The organism is Nocardia sp. NBC_01009, from assembly GCF_045208035.1.
Lineage (GTDB): Bacteria > Actinomycetota > Actinomycetes > Mycobacteriales > Mycobacteriaceae > Nocardia.
This window is the reverse complement of the sequence record NZ_CP108695.1, coordinates 4,570,884-4,589,521: the sequence shown is the minus strand read 5'-3', so window position 1 is coordinate 4,589,521 and position 18,638 is coordinate 4,570,884. Positions and strand designations below refer to the sequence as shown.

Here is an 18,638-nt window from a genome sequence, read left to right as displayed (position 1 = left end):
GACGGATGCGATGACACCTGTTTTTCCGACACCTGTTCTACCGGTCGCGGTCCCGACTCCGGGCCGTCCGTTGTCTGGTCTCGAAGACGAGCGTCCGATCACCGAACTGTTCCGGGCGGCCCCGCCGGGAGCCGAAGTGGCTGTGCGGCATCCGGCGCATGGATGTAAACGGCCGGGTGATCGTCACGGACCTGTTGTCGCGTTTAGGGTGGTCTAAGTAGCCGAGAAGTGAACGTCTGCTGCGAAGGCAGGGTTGGAGGCGGCTAGCGGCGGCGTGCTGACCGTCCGGCGCAGTGGTGTCGTTCAGAAGCTCGTCGGGCCCGTGCGTCGAGTGCTGGGATCGTGAGTTAGGGCGGGGGTATCGGTCGGGTGAGGTAGCTCGCGATGTGGGTGAGGTTGCTGCGCTGGGTGTGGGTCAGCCCCGCGTAGCCGGTGACTGTGCCGCGGCAGGTCGGGGCACCGCAGTGACAGGCAGGGACGGCGATGGAGTGGTATTCCGAACTCGCGTAGTCCCAGGTGAGTTCGTCACCGACGTTGATCGGGAGCAGTGCGAGGAAGTCGAAGGCGCCGACGGTGTTATCGCGAATTCCAAGGTTGGGCGAACACGAGTGGTTGATCAAACGCGCAGGTTCGTCGAAGTCGCAGTGGATATCGATGCCGGTCTGGAACGAGTAGACAGTCCGCTGCGGGCTCACCGCGGTGATTCGAGCGCTGATCACCAGTTCGGATGGACGCCAGGAACTGGTGGCGAACACGCCACGACCCTTGCCGCGGACACTACGCACAACAAATGAGTCCGTTGCGGTCACGGCGCGATCGACTCGCCCGGTGATGGGTTCGAACATGCCCGTCCTGCCCTGCCGTTGTTGACGCTGCACGGCAATCCTGTTGTGATCCAGCGTGTTCCGGTACTTCGGTAAGGTTAGCCAGCTCTGTGGTTGCTGCTGCGGGCACACTCGAAGCCGGCGGCCATGGCGCCGTCCGGGGCAGGAAGGTACGAGACCGATGCCGAAGCTGGTACTTGCCAATCCGCACAGTCGCGCGATGGTCGCTCGACCCCGCGACCTGCCCCCGGAGTCCTGGCGCGGGTGCGATGTCGAGGCGGCACGCATGTTGTGGAGCCTGGACGCCGAGGACATCGCGATCATTCCCGGCCCCCTCGACAAGGACTTCCTGGCCTATCTCACCGGGTTGCTCGGCATGACCGGCGCGGTCCCCATGGTGCTGTCCATGCAGGACTACAACGGAATTCACTGGTACCCCGGAGACAATCCCGAACTGTTTGCCGCAGTGCAGGATCGGATCTCGGGCAGCGGTATCGATCTCGCCGCATGGTCGGTGTCGTACTACGTCCATGATCGCGATGTGGCGCACTGGGAACACCGGCTCGGGCTCTCGACCGGCGCCGCGGCCTACGCGCAGGATCTGGCGACCATGGTCAACAGTAAGGCGGTCTTCCGCGCCTTGGCCGTGGCTACCGGCACCTCGATTCCCGAAGGCTGCGTCGTCGATGCCGGCCCCGAACTCCTCGACGCCACAGTCGAACTGCTCGACCGGACCGGTTCGGTCATCGTCAAGCAGGACCAGAACTCCGGTGGTCTCGGCAACACCCTGATCACCACCGACCCTGCTATCACCGGATTCGGGGCCTTCCACGTCATCACCGTCGACAGCGACGATGATCTGACCACCCAACTTCCCCGCGCCCTGCGCGCACACGACCTCATGCTCGGTGACCGGGTAGAGCTGCCGCGCGGCGCCACACAGGCCCGGTTCATCGTCGAGGTCTACCAGCCCGGGACCCGCAGCCTTTCCAGCGAGCTCTACATCCCGCCTTCTGGTGCACCGATCCTGCGGAACTACGGCGAGATGCGAATGGAACCGATGTGGAAAGGCTTCGCCATTCCGCCGCAACACCTTCCAACCACCGTGCACGCCGAGTTCGGCGCAGGCAGCCACGAGATCGCGCTCACCGCACAACGCCTCGGATACCACGGCCTGATCAACATCGACGCCATCGTCGGCAACGACAACCAACTCACCTACACCGAATTCAACGGCCGCGCAGGCGGAGCCACCAACCTCGACACCATCGCCCGCCGACTCCTCGGCCAGGACTACCTACACCACCACGTACTACTGACCCGCATCGGCGTACCCGCACCCCGAACCTGCGAACTCGTCAACCAGCTGACCCGAACGGGCTTGCATTTCGACAGCCGACGACGCTCGGGCGTGGTCATCGCCGCCGACGACCCTATCACCGGCACCATCGAATACCTGGTCATCGCAGACGATCACACGCAAGCCGAAGACATCGAACTACAACTCGAAGCCCTGCTGGCCGACCGATAGCGGCTGAGGCGCCGATGAACCGACGCGGGCGAAATATCGGCACCGGCGCCGAATCGAAGCTCGTGCGTACCCTCACGAATCGAATCTGGCGGCACGGAGATGTACACCGGCTGTGCGCAGTGCTGCCCACAGGGAAGTCGCCGCGCCAAACGCACTATTTCTGCCGCTGGGCGCGCGTTCGATCAGGCAGGCGTTGGCCTGGCAGTTGGGGTCTCGGGAACGCCCGCCTTCTGCCGCGACCCGCCATCGCTGAGCGTCGACGCACCGTTGCACCCACCCAAAGTGGTGACAGGAATGGTGATCAGGTGACAGATATGTTGGTCAGCCACAATGCTTCCGGGCTCCGATTCTGTCACCAACACCCTGGCACGATTCGAAAATGCGTTCTATCATCGGTTTCGTCGACGGCTGATGAGCGAAAGAAGTGGCCGAATTGGCTGATGAACAGGTAGACCCGACGGCGGACGAAGACGACTACGACGTCAACTTGGAGGAACCCGTCATCGACTCCGCTGTGCCGACCACTTGGCAGGAATTCGCCGAGGATGCCCGGACAGGACAGTCCGGCAACGTCGCGCACGTGGCCATAGAGGGGTTCAGCGTCACTCTTCCAGGGGCGGCCCGCCTCATCGAGTAGACAATTGTCACCCGTGTCGGATCGCCATACCGGCCACATCGGGCGGGATTTCGACCTGCCGCACTTCTCCTGGGTAACGCACTATTCGGCAGAAGCGGACATTCGCGGACCGCGCGATAGGCGGCATGAGCGTGCACTCGTCCGTGGTGGTTCGCATAAGCAGTGTTCCTGTCGTCTGGGCGTGCAACTATGTGCTTCGATCGACGACCTTGGAAACGGTAGGAAGAACCTAATGACACTGACACGAGATGAGGCATTGGGGCTACTGACAGACTCGCTGTCGGCGCGGCGACGACGAGGCGCCAAACGGCTGCGCGCGCTCGCCGACCCGACTACAGCAGTCGAGGTCCGGACGGCCCTTGAACGTGAGGTGCTCGACAAGCGTACCTGGGAAACCCAGTACCAATTGGTCATGGCACTGGGGATGACAGGCAGCCGAGCCGACGTCGAACAATTGAAAAGGCTTGCGCTGCAACCTCGCTCCGCGACAGCAGTCAACTGCGCACTTGGAGACGCTATTGTCCGCCTTGGTCGTGAGGACGACACTGACCCGGAGCCTCTCCTATGGTGTCTTCAACAGGACGTCGAACTTCTTGCTGACGGCGCAGTGCGCGCGGTAGCGACGCTGCGCCTGCACCTCCCCGATACTGCGGTGAACGGCGTCCTCGACTACGCCGAAGCCCATTTCCACGATCTCAACCACAAGGCCCTGCCGTACTGGCCAGCGGTCGCAGCGGCCGGTTGGTCCGGGTCTCGCGTGCAGGCTTTTCTGAGCCGCTGCGCACAAGACAACCGCCAGATCGTCGCGGCCGCAGCAAAAGATGCTCTTGAGGGTCGTTACGGAAACTACATGAGCCACCTGTAGCGAAGCCAGACCTGAAAACCCGCAGGCAGATGCGGACGTTCACGACCACGCGCCCAGCGGCAGGAGCGGACGGAATTGGCGTGCGCTGGCCGGGTCGTAGCTGTCAAACTCATGACCGTGCCGAACCGTTGGAACGAGATCGACTGGGACGATCCGCGCCCCGAGCTGCTCGAAGTCATTGCGTCGTGGGAGAGCATCGCTTGGGAACCCGTGCCCGTGAATGCCCCGGCACTGGAGCGGTACCTCGTTCAGGTGGCGGCGACCCACCTGAACGGTGGATACCTATTCGGGCGATGGTGTGCGGTCGACTATTCGGACACGACGGCCTGGTTCCTCGCTCGGAACCGGTTGGAGGAGTATCAACTCCTTCGTGTCTTCTTCGACAGTAAGGCGGTCCGAGCGGGGCTCAGCGAACTTCAGATCCCCAAGCCGCTCGGTCGGGACGTTGGCGGCTTTCAAGAGCATTGGGCTGGATCGCTGTGCCTGGACGGCTTGCTGGCTGGCGCGATCGTGAATGGCGGCGCACATGAGCGATACCGCGGGCCAGCGCGCGATGCGAAGGCGCTCGCTAGTGCTGCCGTTGAAGCGTTGACCCAGAACCGTTTTGAGGACTTTCGCATGGATGTAAGCCACGAGGCATGGGCTCCATGGTTCGAGGGCGTGATATTTGATCAAACGTACGTCCTGACTGACACCGCCAATGCAGAGATCACTGTTCTCTGCATCACCGACACAAGCTGACAAACAGACTGACAACGCCCGCTCCTCGGCAGAAGCGGACGTTCGCCAACCGCACGCCCAGCGGCTACTTAAGACTGGCGATAGGACCGGTGCTCGGCCAAGCTCTGGTCCAGGTGCCCGGTGAGACGCTCCCCCAATGCGGCTGCCCACCATCGTGATCGGTGTGGCTCTCTCATGGCTTGCGTCTCACCGGGCGCCGTGCGGGGAGTGGCTCGAAAGGGGTTTGCCCGGGCTCGAAGTAGCGGTGCCCTCCCTAGCCTGAAAACACACGCTAGCCAGGGAGAACACCAGTGGCGGTCATCATCGGAATGGATCCACACAAACGCTCGGCCACCATCGAAATCATCGATGACATCGGGAAGGTTCTGGCCCTCGGCCGGTACGGCACCGACAAGACCGGCTATGCCGACATGCTGCGCGCCGGGCGTCGATTCACCGATCGAGTGTGGGCGATCGAAGGCTGCAACGGCATCGGCCGCCATATCGCACACCGGTTGGTCCACGACGGCGAAACGGTGCTGGATGTGCCGGCAAAACTGTCAGCGCAAGTACGCGTGTTCGCCACCGGCAACGGCCGCAAAACCGACCCAGTGGATGCGCACTCGGTAGCACTGGCAGCACTGCATTCACCGAATCTGCATCGTGTCGAGGCGGATTCGGAGCTGATCGTGCTGGGCATGCTCGCTGATCGCCGCGATGGTCTCGGCACGGCCCGCACCGAGACCGTCAACCGTCTGCACCGGATATTGCTGGACCTGTTCCCCGGCGGCGCCAAGAAATTCCTCTCCGCCATGCAGGCACGCAAGCTGATCGCGACGATCAAACCGCGCGATCCGGTCGGCAAGACCCGGCGTCGCCTCGCCGTCGAGCTGATCGGTGAGCTCGAAAGTATCGACCGCAAGATCAAAGCCGCCGACAAAGAACTCCAGCAGTTGGTCACCGACCGCGGCTCGACCCTCACCGACCTGCACGGCATCGGACCCTCCAGCGCCGCACGACTTCTCGCAGACACCGGTGACGTCCACCGTTTCCGCAACCGGGACCGATTCGCCTCCTGGAACGGCACCGCACCCTTGGACGCATCCTCAGGCGAGCAGCAACGACACCGCCTCTCCCGAGCCGGGAACCGACGAATCAACCGAGTCCTGCACATCATGGCCGTGGTTCAACTACGCAACCCCACCCCAGGACGCACCTATTTCGACACCAGGAAAGCAGCCGGGAAGACCTCGATGGAAGCCATGCGATCGCTCAAACGACAACTATCCAACGTCGTCTACACGCGCATACTCGCCGACCAGAAACGAAGCGAAACGGCAAGCCCGGGAGGGCAATCGGGAACGGCTCTGCAATCCAGCGCGACCGGCCTGACCCCGCACACCGGCCCTTCGAACAAGCCACATCCCGGACCTACCACCACCCAGCCTAACCACCGTCTCCCAGCCATGTCTTGACATAAAGGGGAGCCATGAGCGGATGTTCGCGTTGATGCACAAGTCGAGCCCGGTCCGCAGGGCAACAGGATAACCGTCGTGATCGCTCGGCGATCACCGGCATTTCGTCAAGCCGGTCACCAGTCGCCTCCACCCGGATACCACCGGGACCAAGAACCGACAACCGTGCCAGGTGGGTGTGAGGGTCGTGTACGCATCGGGTTCACGGCGAGGGCTGCCGAGTTCGGGTAGCTCCACTGTCAGCTGCCGATCGCGGCCGTCGATCAATCCGTGATAGGCCAGATCGGCCAGTTCCACCTGCTGTGCACGCAGAGCGTCCACCAGTCGGTCCGCAGCTATCTCGGCGCGTTGAGGGGTGAATCTGGTGTTGTCGACCCACTGCCGCCACACCTCGTGCTGGCGCATCCAGCCAAGGCCGGTGAAATGGTCCGGCCCGGGACCGTCGGTGTCGTTCGCGGGGCCTTCGATGCCCAGCGTGTGGTGTGTGTTCCAGGTGATGACGTACCGCTTGGGATCCGTCATCGAGCGCAGATGCAGCCTGAATGTGGCTGGGAACAAGGGTGAATCGCTACACAGCGCGCGTAGCGCCGCACCGAGGCGCTCGCGCAGGTCATCCCAGCTGGTGACCTCGACGCGGACAGGGGCACCAGTGGGCACGGCGGCTGATTCGGTGGCGCGCCACAGCGGGCGGGGCTCCTGTCGTGCGTCGCTGTCGAAGGCAGTGCACATCATCTCCAGGACCACTTGGTCGCGATCCAGCCGCAAGGCCAGGTTGGTGTCGGGCCGTTCCCACAACATGCGCGGGCCGAGTCCACTCCACGAGGTGGCTGGCGAGCCGAGCGTGTGCTCGAGCATCGACCACGCGGATCGGGCGAACTCCACCTCCGAATACTGTGGACCGTCGTCGTAGTCCTTGAAGTTGATCCCCTGTGACAGATTCACTGTCAGCAGCACAGCTTGTTGCGGATCGGTGTTCGCGGTCATGACGGTGGCCAAACCGGCCCGTGGCCCCGGACTGAGTTCCCAATCGACTATCTGCTGGGTCCACAGCGCGAGGTCCACAGCGCGGGCTGGGACCACTGGCCGCAACTGCCAGCCCAGAGTCGAGACCGCCGCCTCGAGTTCCGCCATTGTCCAGCTCCGGAGTTGAAGGGAGGTGAGTTGCGCGACCAGATCGTGAAAACGTTTGTCCGAGGACCAGTATCGGTATTCGTCTCGTTGCACACCGCGAAGCGTAGAGACGATGTCCGACATCGGAACCGACACCGAGCCTGGGTACGGATTCGGGACTACGCCATCAGGAGGAGTTCGTCAGGGAATGGGTCGGCGATAGACCTGGCGAGGTCCGCCCTCCAGGCCTGGAGCCGCTGCCTCGGCGGCGGTGAAACCGAGGCCCTCGTAGAAGGCTCGCGCGCCGCTGACGATCGCGCCCGGATGATCGGCTCCGAAAGTGATCGCCTCGATGCTCCCCGGAGTCTGCGTGAATCGGCGCGTCACATCCGCCATCAGCGCTTTGCCAATGCCCGCTCCGCGTTGCTGTTGCGACACGACGAGCCAATGAATTTGGTAGACAGGCGCTTTCGTGCCGAACATCAGGCCGCCGAGGACCTCCAGCTCCGCAGAGACGGCGACGAGCGCGGCCGATCGATGGATGTGGTTTTCCACCGCCTGATGGAAGCCGGGATCGTTGACCATGGGACCGAACCAGTGTTCGACCTGGGCTGCCAGGCCGAGGAAAGACGCGAAGTCCTGTTGTTGGGCGAGCCTGACGATCATTGGTTCAGTCTGGCAGCGGAGCGGCAAGGGCGCGAAGCCTAGGGCGACCGGCGTGGACCGCTGACTACGGCGGCATCGAACTCGAATAGCGCGCACCAACCGTCTCGAACGCTGATCGCTTGCCTCTCGCGCATAATTCATCCGATATTCGACATTGCCAGATGTTGTCCTGTGCAATACCAGATCTCACTGCGGTACTGCGCACGCCCCAGCACTAACCGATGTCGCCGAAAACGTTGACGATCTACGGCCTTGGTGGTGCCGCAGCCGTTGAGTTCGATGCCGCGCATGCCCTGGTGACAACGTCGACCCACACCTGCGGGTCGGTCGACCACACGTTATGCCCGACTCCGGGCACTTCCTCGAACCTGCCATGCGAGACCAAGCTCGCAAGTTGCCGTAGCGGCCACGCGGGCCGAATGTCGTGTTGCACAGCGATGAACGTCATGGAGCGGTGGTGTCGGCCAGTCGGCGGAGTAGGTCGGGTTGGTGAATCCACTGCACAAACGACTCGTTCAGTGCTGCGTGAACGTCTGGCTCCCAATCGATTTCGAGGTCCGCTTCCAGGTGCCGTGCGGATTCGTATGCCTGGGACCAGGTGCGGTCCTTATGTAGTCCGTGCCCGGCGACCCCGACCGCGGACCGCACGCGATCTGGGTGATCCAACGCGTAGCGCACGGCCAGATCAGATCCCCAGGAGTGGCCCAACGCCGTCCAACGGTCGATGCCGGCACTTCGGCGTACCGCCTCGAGGTCGGCGACGGCCTGGCCGAGGTCGTGCGGTCCGCCCTCCGATCGTCCGACACCCCGAGGTTCGGGATACCAGGCCCGCATTCCCCGAGGCGCCAACCGGTCGTGCTCGAGATAGTGGACGCAGCCCGGTCCGCCGGACAAGACGACAACATCTGGACCGTGTCCCGTGACGCCGACGTGCAGCAAGATCCCATCATCGGCGGTCACCATCATCGATCGCATTTCACCCCGCAGTCCGCGAAACCAATAACCGTAGCTGAGGACAGATTTACTCGGTCGACACTCGCACATCGGCAGATACGGTGTTCATGATCGCGCGATATGCGGCATTAGCGTGCCTCGCGGTTGATCACCATCCGCCAGCGACATGTCGTTCCGTTTGGGCTCTGCGGGTGAGACCTGGACTGCCCGGACGTTCTGCCTTTCGACGACACCTCGATCCGGCCGATTTGCGAGATTGCAGTGACCTGCATCACGCAACGTCACAAGGATCGGTCCAGGGGTGTCTTCAGGCCTGAACCTCAAACAAGGAGAACCTCATGAACATCGCGCTGTGGATCGTCACCGGACTGCTGGCCGCCGTCGCGCTCGTCAGCGGCAACATCAAAGCGTTTACACCGAAGGCCAAACTGGCTCAGGCGCCGGGCGGGCAGTGGACTGCCACAGCCAGTTCCGGGGTCATCAAAACCCTTGGAGCCCTGGAGGTTCTGGCCGCGATCGGATTGATCCTGCCTGCCGTGCTCGACATCGCGCCCACGATGGTCCCTGTCACCGCCGTGTGCTGGTCATTGCTGATGGTCGGCGCGATGATCGCCCACATCCGCGACGGGGAATACAAGGTGATCACGGCGAATGTGGTCTATCTGGCGATGGCGGCCTTCGTGGTGTGGGGCCGGTTCGTGCTCGAACCGTTCGCTGGCTGACCCTGTAGCCTTGCCGAGCATTTGTGGCCAGGCATGAGGAGCCGGATGAGCAGCGCAACGACCAACTCGGCGACCGACACGTTCGTCGTCTACCGCAATCTGCTGTTCACCGTCGCCTACGAGATGCTCGGCTCAGCTGCCGACGCCGAAGACGTGCTGCAGGAGACCTGGGTGCGGTGGGCGCAGGTCGATGTGGAGCAGGTGCACGATCATCGCGCCTACCTGGTCCGGATCACCACTCGGCAGGCACTCAACCGGCTCCGAACTATGAAGCGCCGCAAGGAGTCCTATGTCGGCCCCTGGCTGCCGGAACCGCTGCTCACGGCACCGGATGTGGCCGACGACATCGAGCTTGCCGAAAGCATGTCGATGGCGCTGATGCTCGTGCTGGAGACACTGTCGCCGACCGAGCGTGCGGTATTCGTGCTCCGCGAGGTCTTCGATGTCAGTTACGAAGAGATCGCCGCCGCGGTCGACAAAACGCCGGTGACGGTTCGCCAGATCGCCCGTCGCGCGCGGCAGCATGTCGAGGCCCGCCGCCCGCGCTCGGTGGTTTCCCCCGACCAGGCGCGGGCGGCGCTGGAGTCGTTTCAGAGGGCGCTGGAAAACCGCGGCACGGGTGCCGATCATCGGCATCGAGCAGGTGCTCCGGAACCTGCTGGTCGGCTTCGGCAAGATCAGTGCCACGCTCAGCACCGAACCTACTGTTGTCAACGGCCACCCAGCCCTCATCGTCCGCTGGGACAACGAAATCGGCATCATGACCTTCCGGATGGAGAACACCCGCATCACCGGGCTCTACTTCGTCCGCAACCCAGAGAAGCTGACCCACATCGACTCGCAGACAGCACTCAGCTTGCGATGAGTATCGACACGACGCACGAAGCTCGGCATTTGCGCGCGTTGGGAAGCCATGTCGACCAACAGATCTGGACGATCGACCAACGCGCGCCCAGCGGCATGTGCGTGCGTTGTTTGTCAGGTGAGAAGCGATGTCGTCTAGCTCCGCGACGGTGTGAGCGCGATCCTGCCGAACACCTCGCCTGCTTCCATTTTCTGGTGGGCCAAAACCGCCTGTTCCAAGGGAAGTGCTTCGTGCACAACGGCTTTTAGCTCGCCACGACTGGCGGCAGTGAACAGTTCGGCGGTCGCGGCGCGTCGCTCGAGTGCGGGCACGGTGTCGGCGCTGAAGGTGGCGAACGACATCGACTTCCGGAACGCCGCGACCATCTCCATGCCGAAGTCCGCCGGTGGCGTGCCTGCCATCGCGCCGACGGCCACCATGCGACCGTTCGGCTCGAGTCTGGCGAAGAAGGAAGGCAGATCCGCACCGGCGACGATGTCGAGGATGACGTCGTAGCCCGCGGGAGCATCCGGTGCACCCCGGCCGAGCCGGTCCAGCACATGCGTAGCGCCCAGCTCGCGAAGGCGATCGCCACGCTCGGCCGACGAGGTCGTGACCGCCACCGTACCGGCACCGCCACGGGCTGCGATCTGGACCGCCATGACGCCGATGCCGCCGGCCGCGCCGCGCACCAGCACCGACTCACCGCGAGTGAAGTGGGCGTGACGCAGCGCGAAGTGGGCCACCATTGCCGAGCTGCCGAGCGTCACCGCGGCGACGGCCGACAGGTCGGTCGGGAGGAGGACGAGCGTCTCGGCCGGTGCGAGGGCCTGTTCGGCATAGCCGCCGCTCTCACCGGTGAGCGCCCACACGCGCCGGCCGACCCAGGTGGTGTCGCCCTCGCCGACCTCGGTCACGGTGCCCGCGACCTCGCTGCCGAGGATGCGACCGGGTGTGGCGCCGTACTCGGCCAGCGCGCCGCTTCGGATCAGGGCGTCGATACCGCCGACGCCGCTCGCCTCAGTTGTGATCAACACCTGCCCGGCGGCCGGATGCGGGTCGGGGAGGTCGGCGACCGCGAGCACCTCGGGACCTCCGAATGCCTGGACCATCACTGCTTTCACCGGTTTCTCCATGTTCTTCTCGATCGGAACCAACCAGCGGACCGTAACGGACGCCCCCGTCCGGTTAGCTAAAGTGAGAGCGGTGACTGCTCATTTGCCTCACGCACTGCGTTCGGACGCGCGTGACAATCGCGACCGCATCCTCGAGGCGGCTCGCACGGTATTTGTCAGCGCCGGCCTGGACGTGCCGATGCGGGAGATCGCCCGGCGTGCCGAGGTCGGGCCCGCGACCCTCTACCGCCATTTCCCGACCAAGGAGATGCTGGTCGCGGAGGCGTTCACCGATCAGATGCTGGCCTGCCGGTCCCTCGTGGACGAGGGGCTCGCCGACCCCGATCCCTGGCACGGCTTCTGCCTCACGATCGAGAAGCTCTGCGAGCTGCAAGCACGCGACCATGGCTTCACCGCGGCCTTCATGTCCACCTACCCCCACGCGCTGGATTTCGCCGCGATCCGCACATCCTCGCTGACCGCCGCCGCCGAACTGATCCGCCGCGCCAAGGACACCGGGCACCTGCGCCCCGACGTAATGCTCGACGACCTCATCCTCATGATCATGGCCAACAACGGCATCCACGCGAGCACGCCGGCAGCACGCCTCGCGGCCTCCCGACGCTTCGCCGCACTCATGATCCAAGCGTTCCAGGCCTCCCCCGGGTCCGCGCCGCTGCCGCCGCTACCACGATTGATGCCCGCAGTGTCGGTACACCGACACAAATCCAACCGGCCAAACACTCGGTGACCAGGGGATAACCACCCTGTCATCGGCATTATGGGACGTCTCGAGCCGCATTGCGTCTCATTCACCAGTCGCCCGCCCTTCGGCATAGACCGGACGTCCGACTGACCACCGGTAAGCAGGCCGAATCGGTGGTGCGACAACGGTTTCGGCCGCCGGTAAGTGTTGACTACCGGCGGCCCGCTCGATGGTTCCGCGATGTCGTCAGCAGGGCCGTCCAGCCGCGTAGCGCTCAGTGCGCGGACAGCACCGCCTTCCGTTGGTTACCAGTCCGGCATCTGCTGCGGCATGCTCGACTCCATCATCTGATTGAGGTACGCCTCGTCCTCCTCTCGAGTGCGCCACGTGAAGTGGAACTCGTTGTCGCGGCTGGGACCCGTCGACCAATTGACTCCTTGCGTTCCCGTGCTGCTCAAGCCGTCGCCGTCCGGCTGCAGGGAGGGCACCTGGCGGATTGTGGACTCCTTGCCTCCAACGATGACGAAGAGGTGCGTTTTGCGGGCGCGCTCCATCGCAGGGCAGGTCACGGTGATCTGGGCATCGCTGTTCACCGTGAACTGCGCGGGATGCTTGCGGTAGTTCGCGTCCTCGAAGTAGACCTCGGTGGCCCCGGTGAAACCCGACCCGGACACGACTACCTGTTCGCCGCCGGTGTATTTGGCACTGCTGGGGCTGATGCTGGTGACTTTTGCCATCGACCTGTACCTCCCTCGTATCGGACCGCTCCGGTGGGGTAACAAGCCAAGCGTGACAGCCCTGCGCAGACCAAAGCATGCGAACGGCTTAAAACCCGAAGTGACCTTGGCTGGTGGGCCCCGCGGCGGGGGTGCCGGGCCGCCGGTGAGAGTCGTTCACAGGCCGGTCCAGAGTCGGAGAAACATACTGAAATCGGCAGTTGCGGACGTTCGCGAACGCGCGCTCCGCGGCAGTTGCGGATGTTTACCGGACACAGAACCTCCACACGACAACCGCAGGGCCGCCATAGCGGATGGTTATTGTCTGACACCATGACCAAGAACCGGCCATTGTTGTTTGCAGTGATCTACATCGCCGGCTCGATCTTCATTGGACCGGCGATCGCCGTTGACTGGAGCCCTTGAGCAGGTCCAGCGGTTGTGAGAGTTCTGATGCACCAGAATGGGTGCAGGAGGACGAGATCACGACATGGCACGACGACGACACACCCCCGAGCAGATCATCCGCAAGCTCCGTGAGGGCGAGAAGCTGATCGGTGAGAAGTTCTCGATCGAGGAGGTGTGCAAGCACCTCGAGATTTCCGAGGCCTCCTGGCATCGCTGGCAACCCCAATACGGCGGCATGAAATCCGACGATGCCAAACGGTTGAAAGAGCTGGAGAAGGAGAATGCGCGGCTGAAGAAGATGGTCGCCGAGCAGGCCCTCGATATCGATATGCTCAAGGAACTGAACCGGGGAAACTACTGAGCCCGGAGCGGCGCCGCCGAGCCGTAGTGGTTCTGCAGCAACGATTCCGGGTGTCCCAACGCCGGGCATGCCGGGTGGCCGGGCAGTCCCGCTCGGTGCAACGCCGACCGCCGGCGATCGGCGAGATCGAACGAACACTGCGGGCCCGATTGCGTGAGATCTCGCGTAAGCATCCGCGGTGGGGTTGGCGTAAAGCCCACGCGTTGTGCCGCAGCGAAGGCTTGGTCGCCAACCATAAACGCACGCAACGACTCTGGCGCGAGGAGGGATTGAAACGACCGAGCCGGGTGCGCAAGAAACGTCGCATCGGGACCGGCCGCAACCAGCGGATGCGGGCGTCGTTCCCGGATCAGATGTGGGCGTTGGACTTCCAGGTCGATGTGACTGTCGACGGCCGCCAGGTCCGGTTTCTCAACATTGTCGACGAGTTCACGCGGGAAGCCTTGGCCACCAGGGCATTCCGATCGTGCACGTCCGATCAGCTGGTCGGTGTGCTCGACGAGATCGTTGCGGTCACCGGGCGAAGACCGGCTCATATCCGTATGGACAACGGCACCGAGATGACCGCTCACGCGATGCGGGACTGGTGCCGGTTCACCGGTGTCGACGCGTCGTTCATCGATCCTGGATCGCCGTGGCAGAACGGGGTCTGCGAGTCGTTCAACGGCCGTTTCCGCGACGAATTCCTGTCCTGCGAGGTGTTTCATTCGTTGACCGAGGTGCGGGTCCTTGCCGAGGACTGGCGCGTCGAGTACAACAGTTACCGGCCACACGAATCATTGGGCTTCCTCAGCCCTGAAGCGTTCCGTCAGCAATGGTCACCGACCGAGTTCCGGCAACAGCTACAACTCGCATAGCCGTTGGACCTGCCATCGGGGCCCAGTCACCGTGGCCGGATACGTGATCACCCCGGCCAACGGCGACTACTGCGATGTGAGCCCGCACGGCAGCTCCGGGCAGCGAGACCGGGATTACGCGCTACTCGAGGGCATTCAGACCACGGGCTCGATAATCATGCTCGCGGTCGGATTGTTTCTGCTGATCTATCTGTGGACGAATCACCTCCGCATCAACTCGTTATCACTCGTGCTGACCAACACCGGGATCCTCGTCATGGTGGCCGGGTATCTCCTCGTTCTCATCGCAGGCACGGCCGCAAACACAAGCTGCTGACGACCAGCACGAGGGCCCCAGCCCATGCCCTGACGTCGGATCAGCCCGTATCCGCTCATCGGCATTTCAGTGTTGGTGGATGTCGAGATAGTCTCGGCCCGTTAATCTTTGGGGTATTTCGCGTGGCCTGTCGGACCCGCGCGTCACGCGGTAATACAGGACGTTGCTGGTTCGCGGGCGAGGGTTCGGCGAGTCGCGCCGAATGCCGACGCACAGTTCGCCGGTCGCGGGGCGGCCCGCCGACTAGAGTTTGTCATGTGTCAGGCTGTCGCTCGATCCTCGGTGCTGGAATCGCATGAGGGCCGTCGTGTACGACCGCTACGGCGGCCCCGAGGTGCTGTCGATCGCGGAGGTCCCAACGCCTTCCCCAGGGCCGAAACAGGTGCTCATCCAGGTGCACGCGACGTCGATCAACCTCTCCGACTGGGAGACACTGCGGGGGACGCCGCTGTATTCACGCATCGGCGCGCTCCGGGCACCTAGGCGCCCGGTTCTCGGATCCGATATCGCCGGACGGGTCGAAGTCGTCGGCTCCGAAGTCACACTGTTCGCACCGGGTGACGAGGTCTACGGCGACAATCTCATGCTCAAGGGCGGGTTCGCGGAATATGCCGTGGTTCCTGAATCGGCGCTGGCTCACAAACCGGCGTCGCTGAGCTTCGCCGAGGCGTCGACGCTGCCACAGGCGGGGGCGATAGCACTGCAGGGCACGGCCGGCATCGCAGCCGGTATGTCGGTGTTGATCAACGGAGCGGGCGGCGGGTCCGGAGCGTTTGCGATCCAGTTGGCCAAGAGTGCCGGGGCTCATGTGACCGGGGTGGACAACGCCGCCAAACTGGCGTTCATGCGCACGCTCGGCGCTGACGAGGTCATCGACTATCGCGCTGAGGACTTCACCCGAACCGGACCGTACGACCGGGTGCTCGACCTCGTCGCCCACCGGTCGGTCTTCGCCTATCGCAGGTCGGTCGCGCGTGGCGGCTGGTACCGCTGCGTCGGCGGCACCACGCGCGCGTTGCTGCGGTTGACGACGGTCGGCGTGGTCGCCGGAATGGTGACCGGCCGCGGGCTCGGGGTCCTCGCGGTGAAGGAAGGGCCCGCGCACTTCACACCCCTCGCGGAGTCGTGTGTCGCGGGACGGATCGGTATCCACATCGACCGCAGTTTCCCCCTCGACGAGACCGCGAGCGCGCTGGCCTACGTCGGTGCGGGACGCGCCCTGGGCAAAGTGGTGGTCGAGATCCGCTGATCGGCACCACCGGATGTTGTGAGCCGCAACCGGTCTGGCCCGCCGGCTACCACGACGTGGCCGCTTCGCTCAGCGCGGTAGGCGGCATGTGCGGACGTTGGTTGGGCAGGATGCCCGTCGCAACGCTCTTGCAGGACTGGTCGGGATTCCGGCCGCCTGGGGAGATGTTCAAGGTCGTTTTCCGAACAGGTCAGATCATGCCGCCCATGCCACTGCTGCCCGTGCTGCTGCCGCTGCTGCCGGGTGTTCGAATGTAGTTGGAGTATGAGGGGCCCCGACGAGCCGGACCGCGGGGCTTCCTGCACGGTCTGTGCCGGAGGTTCCTGCACGGTCGACTGTTGCTGCACAGGTGGGAGCGGTTTGCGCACCTGCCGATTCGCCCACATCATCAGCGCGGTGAGCGCGCCGACGAACAGTACGACGAGGACCAAAACGACACCGATCACCCACTCCATCTACCCAGAGTAGGTTCGATTCCCTATCAGTGACAGCGACTTTCGACGCAGTGTGGCCTGCTGGACTATTGAACACGATTGAGGATGCCTCCGAGATTCGGCCTCCCCACTCGGCGCGATCCAGTTCCTCGACTCTCGGCCAGGATCGTGTTGTAGCGCTTCACTTTCCAGGTGTGGCGTGGGCCCGCCTCTTCGAGGATTCAACCTGCTGGTGTGAGTCGAGTCGCGGCCGCGAATGCAGCTGGGACGACCGGAAGCTGGGCGCGCCCGCCATGCCAATGGCAGTTCCACTGCGAAGCCCGACCCGTCCTGACCACACCGGCGCTATCGTAGAGGTACCCGTGGGGGAGGAACACGATGGTATCGGTGACGCTGTACCGCTATTCGTTCAATTTCAGCTATGCCCTGAACGACCGGCAGATGGCGGGTTTCGACCCCGGCCGGGCATTCGTCGAGATCTATGCCGTCGACACGCCCGAAGGCCGGGACGAGCGCGGGTGGACCTGTCTCGACCGGAGGACAGCGACGCGGAGTATCCGGGTCGAGGCCACCAACGGGGAATCCGCCGCGTGGGCCCGGGCCCGGACCGCCGCGCTGGATGCACTGTGGACCGCTGAACAGCAGCTCGTCCACGATCTCGGCATGCGGATCGAGGGCGGTTTCTCACCCGGACTGCGGCGTGGTTCCGGCTGGTCGGCGGCCCGCCGCCGCAGCCGGACCGCGTCACGGCAGGCATTCGACAGACTCGAACAGCGGCTGAACGACATCGCCGAGCGCTATCGCCCCGTCCGCGAGCAGATCGAGCCCCGCGTGGACGAGGCCGACGCACGCGCACAGGAAGAACAGGCACGACTCTGGAAAGCCCAGCGCGAGCGGGAAAAACGCGATGACCGCTTCACCGAGCTGGCGGCCCAGACCCGATGGAGCTACCGCGTCACCGAATCCGACCGAACCGTCCACATCTTCCGCGCCGACGACTCGACCCTGACCACCGGCGAACTGATCGACGAGCTCCAGCGCCCCACGCACCACCTCACCGGCTACACCGTGCACTGGGCCGCCGCCGATCGCGCCGAGATCGAGCACGTCAGCGGCGCGGATTTCACAACCTGGTGGGCCGTAGTAGCGCCCGGCCACTGGAACGATTCCCGGCGCATCCCGTCCCGCCCGCCGACCCGTTCCGGCCCATACATCGGCGGCCACTCCAGCTACGGCGGCGGAACTTCCTGCGGTGGCGGCTTCTCCTCCTGCGGTGGCGGCTTCTGACGCGACGGCGTGCAGCCGGCGCACACGACGATCCACCTCATTCGGTCAATGACCGTCTGTGCACAAGGTTTGGTCTGCAAACGCGGTGACTCGGTCTACGAACCTGGTCGCCGCTCGTCGGCGTGGACGAAGGTGGTGTCGAGAAACGCGTGGGAAGCCGCGTGTGTCCGACAACTTGCATTGACCGATTTCCGGACGCGGTAGTCGGCATAGTGCGTTCGGCAGTTGGGGCCATGGAGGCGGGGAGGGCGCGAGATATGATCTGATCATTGCGCAGGAGGGAGCCCGATGGAGAGCCCGATCGAGGTGGTGCGCAGGTTCTGCGCGGCGTGGTCCGACGACGCCGGAGTCAGCGAGCTCGCCGCATTCCTCACAAACGACGCCGTCTACCACAACATCCCGATGGCACCGGTCACCGGCAGGGAAGCGATCGCCGACAACATCGCCTCGTTCATTCGCCCTGGCCCGCCAGGCATCATGGGCATCGACTTCCGCATCATCAACATCGCAGCCAATGGTCCGGTCGTGATGACCGAGCGGGTGGACGTCTTCACGATCCCCGACAGGTCCTTCGAGCTCCAGGTCATGGGAACCTTCGAGGTCAGGGACGGCAGGATCAGCGCCTGGCGGGACTATTTCGACCTGAACCAGTTCACCAGCCGGATGGGATGACTCCGGTTGGCTGCCCGAACTTCGTTGGATTTTCGGCGATTACTACCAAGACCCCGAAATACCACGTGTAGCAAAGGATTGCTACGGATAAGCGTCCCGTATTCGGCAGTTGCGGACGTTCGAGAGCGCGCGCCCCGGGGCATTATCGCGCGTTGCCGTTAGGACCACC

General features: G+C 64.0%; 19 protein-coding genes and 1 pseudogene. 14 read left to right on the top strand and 6 right to left on the bottom strand.

From position 1 onward, the window contains the following. Positions 1–347: 347 nt before the first annotated feature. Positions 348–845, bottom strand: a complete 498-nt coding sequence (locus tag OHA42_RS20495; protein WP_406229500.1) for an SET domain-containing protein-lysine N-methyltransferase — start codon at positions 843–845, stop codon at positions 348–350. Positions 846–1,005: 160 nt separating this feature from the next. Between OHA42_RS20495 and OHA42_RS20490 the strand changes: the two genes are divergently transcribed. The 5 genes from OHA42_RS20490 to OHA42_RS20470 all read left to right on the top strand — a co-directional run bounded on the left by OHA42_RS20490 (position 1,006) and on the right by OHA42_RS20470 (position 6,052). Next, complete coding sequence (locus OHA42_RS20490; RefSeq protein WP_406229499.1) at positions 1,006–2,355, top strand: peptide ligase PGM1-related protein; 1,350 nt, start codon at positions 1,006–1,008, stop codon at positions 2,353–2,355. Between the two features lie 424 nt (positions 2,356–2,779). Then, the gene (locus OHA42_RS20485; protein WP_406229498.1) at positions 2,780–2,992 is read left to right on the top strand and encodes a hypothetical protein; all 213 of its coding nucleotides are present in this window, start codon (positions 2,780–2,782) and stop codon (positions 2,990–2,992) included. Positions 2,993–3,224: 232 nt separating this feature from the next. Further along, positions 3,225–3,857, top strand: coding sequence for a hypothetical protein (locus OHA42_RS20480; protein ID WP_406229497.1), 633 nt, complete (start codon positions 3,225–3,227; stop codon positions 3,855–3,857). 111 nt (positions 3,858–3,968) lie between these two features. Further along, positions 3,969–4,598 carry a hypothetical protein gene (locus OHA42_RS20475; protein WP_406229496.1) on the top strand — a complete coding sequence of 210 codons (630 nt, stop codon included), beginning with the start codon at positions 3,969–3,971 and terminating at the stop codon, positions 4,596–4,598. Between the two features lie 290 nt (positions 4,599–4,888). After that, the gene (locus tag OHA42_RS20470) at positions 4,889–6,052 is read left to right on the top strand and encodes an IS110 family transposase (protein ID WP_406229495.1); all 1,164 of its coding nucleotides are present in this window, start codon (positions 4,889–4,891) and stop codon (positions 6,050–6,052) included. A 93-nt stretch (positions 6,053–6,145) separates the two neighbouring features. Here OHA42_RS20470 and OHA42_RS20465 read toward each other — a convergent pair whose 3' ends face one another. From OHA42_RS20465 to OHA42_RS20455, 3 genes are all read right to left on the bottom strand, one after another. Continuing rightward, entirely contained in the window at positions 6,146–7,276 is a 1,131-nt protein-coding gene (locus OHA42_RS20465) for a hypothetical protein (protein ID WP_406229494.1), read from the bottom strand. Between the two features lie 87 nt (positions 7,277–7,363). Then, positions 7,364–7,828 carry a GNAT family N-acetyltransferase gene (locus OHA42_RS20460; RefSeq protein ID WP_406229493.1) on the bottom strand — a complete coding sequence of 155 codons (465 nt, stop codon included), beginning with the start codon at positions 7,826–7,828 and terminating at the stop codon, positions 7,364–7,366. Positions 7,829–8,272: 444 nt separating this feature from the next. After that, complete coding sequence (locus OHA42_RS20455) at positions 8,273–8,794, bottom strand: alpha/beta fold hydrolase (protein WP_406229492.1); 522 nt, start codon at positions 8,792–8,794, stop codon at positions 8,273–8,275. A gap of 326 nt (positions 8,795–9,120) precedes the next feature. On the opposite strand from OHA42_RS20455, the gene OHA42_RS20450 reads away from it, so the two are divergent. Both OHA42_RS20450 and OHA42_RS20445 read left to right on the top strand, forming a co-directional pair. Further along, positions 9,121–9,504 (top strand): DoxX family protein, encoded by a 384-nt coding sequence (locus OHA42_RS20450; protein WP_406229491.1) that lies wholly within the window; start codon positions 9,121–9,123, stop codon positions 9,502–9,504. 45 nt (positions 9,505–9,549) lie between these two features. Continuing rightward, positions 9,550–10,369, top strand: a pseudogene (locus OHA42_RS20445) (sigma-70 family RNA polymerase sigma factor). Positions 10,370–10,503: 134 nt separating this feature from the next. On the opposite strand, the gene OHA42_RS20440 reads toward OHA42_RS20445, so the two are convergent. Beyond that, a complete protein-coding gene (locus OHA42_RS20440; RefSeq protein ID WP_406229490.1) occupies positions 10,504–11,505 on the bottom strand; it encodes a zinc-dependent alcohol dehydrogenase family protein in 1,002 nt (333 codons plus the stop codon). 49 nt (positions 11,506–11,554) lie between these two features. On the opposite strand from OHA42_RS20440, the gene OHA42_RS20435 reads away from it, so the two are divergent. Further along, entirely contained in the window at positions 11,555–12,214 is a 660-nt protein-coding gene (locus OHA42_RS20435) for a TetR/AcrR family transcriptional regulator (protein ID WP_406229489.1), read from the top strand. A 260-nt stretch (positions 12,215–12,474) separates the two neighbouring features. On the opposite strand, the gene OHA42_RS20430 is transcribed toward OHA42_RS20435, so the two are convergent. After that, positions 12,475–12,906, bottom strand: a complete 432-nt coding sequence (locus OHA42_RS20430; protein ID WP_406229488.1) for an IPT/TIG domain-containing protein — start codon at positions 12,904–12,906, stop codon at positions 12,475–12,477. Positions 12,907–13,375: 469 nt separating this feature from the next. Here OHA42_RS20430 and OHA42_RS20425 point away from each other — a divergent pair. The 6 genes from OHA42_RS20425 (at position 13,376) to OHA42_RS20400 (ending at position 18,469) form a co-directional block, all read left to right on the top strand. Next, positions 13,376–14,511, top strand: a protein-coding gene (locus tag OHA42_RS20425) for an IS3 family transposase (RefSeq protein ID WP_406229487.1) whose coding sequence is annotated in 2 segments (ribosomal slippage) — positions 13,376–13,640 and positions 13,640–14,511 — 1,137 coding nt in all. Because the reading frame shifts where the segments join, the coding sequence is not laid out codon by codon here. Between the two features lie 43 nt (positions 14,512–14,554). Continuing rightward, positions 14,555–14,827: a hypothetical protein gene (locus OHA42_RS20420; protein ID WP_406229486.1), complete on the top strand. Its 273-nt coding sequence runs from the start codon at positions 14,555–14,557 to the stop codon at positions 14,825–14,827. Between the two features lie 295 nt (positions 14,828–15,122). After that, positions 15,123–16,076 (top strand): NAD(P)-dependent alcohol dehydrogenase, encoded by a 954-nt coding sequence (locus tag OHA42_RS20415; protein WP_406229485.1) that lies wholly within the window; start codon positions 15,123–15,125, stop codon positions 16,074–16,076. A gap of 110 nt (positions 16,077–16,186) precedes the next feature. Next, positions 16,187–16,333 (top strand): hypothetical protein, encoded by a 147-nt coding sequence (locus tag OHA42_RS20410; protein WP_406229484.1) that lies wholly within the window; start codon positions 16,187–16,189, stop codon positions 16,331–16,333. A 555-nt stretch (positions 16,334–16,888) separates the two neighbouring features. Next, positions 16,889–17,797, top strand: coding sequence for a hypothetical protein (locus tag OHA42_RS20405; protein ID WP_406229483.1), 909 nt, complete (start codon positions 16,889–16,891; stop codon positions 17,795–17,797). Between the two features lie 288 nt (positions 17,798–18,085). Next, a complete protein-coding gene (locus OHA42_RS20400; protein WP_406229482.1) occupies positions 18,086–18,469 on the top strand; it encodes a limonene-1,2-epoxide hydrolase family protein in 384 nt (127 codons plus the stop codon). The last annotated feature ends 169 nt before the right edge of the window (positions 18,470–18,638 follow it).

Coding starts and splice junctions, on each gene's coding strand:
- OHA42_RS20495 (WP_406229500.1), bottom strand. CDS start 845: ATGTTCGAACCCATCACCGGGCGAGTCGATCGCGCCGTGACCGCAACG.
- OHA42_RS20490 (WP_406229499.1), top strand. CDS start 1,006: ATGCCGAAGCTGGTACTTGCCAATCCGCACAGTCGCGCGATGGTCGCT.
- OHA42_RS20480 (WP_406229497.1), top strand. CDS start 3,225: ATGACACTGACACGAGATGAGGCATTGGGGCTACTGACAGACTCGCTG.
- OHA42_RS20475 (WP_406229496.1), top strand. CDS start 3,969: ATGACCGTGCCGAACCGTTGGAACGAGATCGACTGGGACGATCCGCGC.
- OHA42_RS20460 (WP_406229493.1), bottom strand. CDS start 7,828: ATGATCGTCAGGCTCGCCCAACAACAGGACTTCGCGTCTTTCCTCGGC.
- OHA42_RS20455 (WP_406229492.1), bottom strand. CDS start 8,794: ATGATGGTGACCGCCGATGATGGGATCTTGCTGCACGTCGGCGTCACG.
- OHA42_RS20450 (WP_406229491.1), top strand. CDS start 9,121: ATGAACATCGCGCTGTGGATCGTCACCGGACTGCTGGCCGCCGTCGCG.
- OHA42_RS20430 (WP_406229488.1), bottom strand. CDS start 12,906: ATGGCAAAAGTCACCAGCATCAGCCCCAGCAGTGCCAAATACACCGGC.
- OHA42_RS20415 (WP_406229485.1), top strand. CDS start 15,123: ATGAGGGCCGTCGTGTACGACCGCTACGGCGGCCCCGAGGTGCTGTCG.
- OHA42_RS20410 (WP_406229484.1), top strand. CDS start 16,187: ATGCCCGTCGCAACGCTCTTGCAGGACTGGTCGGGATTCCGGCCGCCT.
- OHA42_RS20405 (WP_406229483.1), top strand. CDS start 16,889: ATGGTATCGGTGACGCTGTACCGCTATTCGTTCAATTTCAGCTATGCC.
- OHA42_RS20400 (WP_406229482.1), top strand. CDS start 18,086: ATGGAGAGCCCGATCGAGGTGGTGCGCAGGTTCTGCGCGGCGTGGTCC.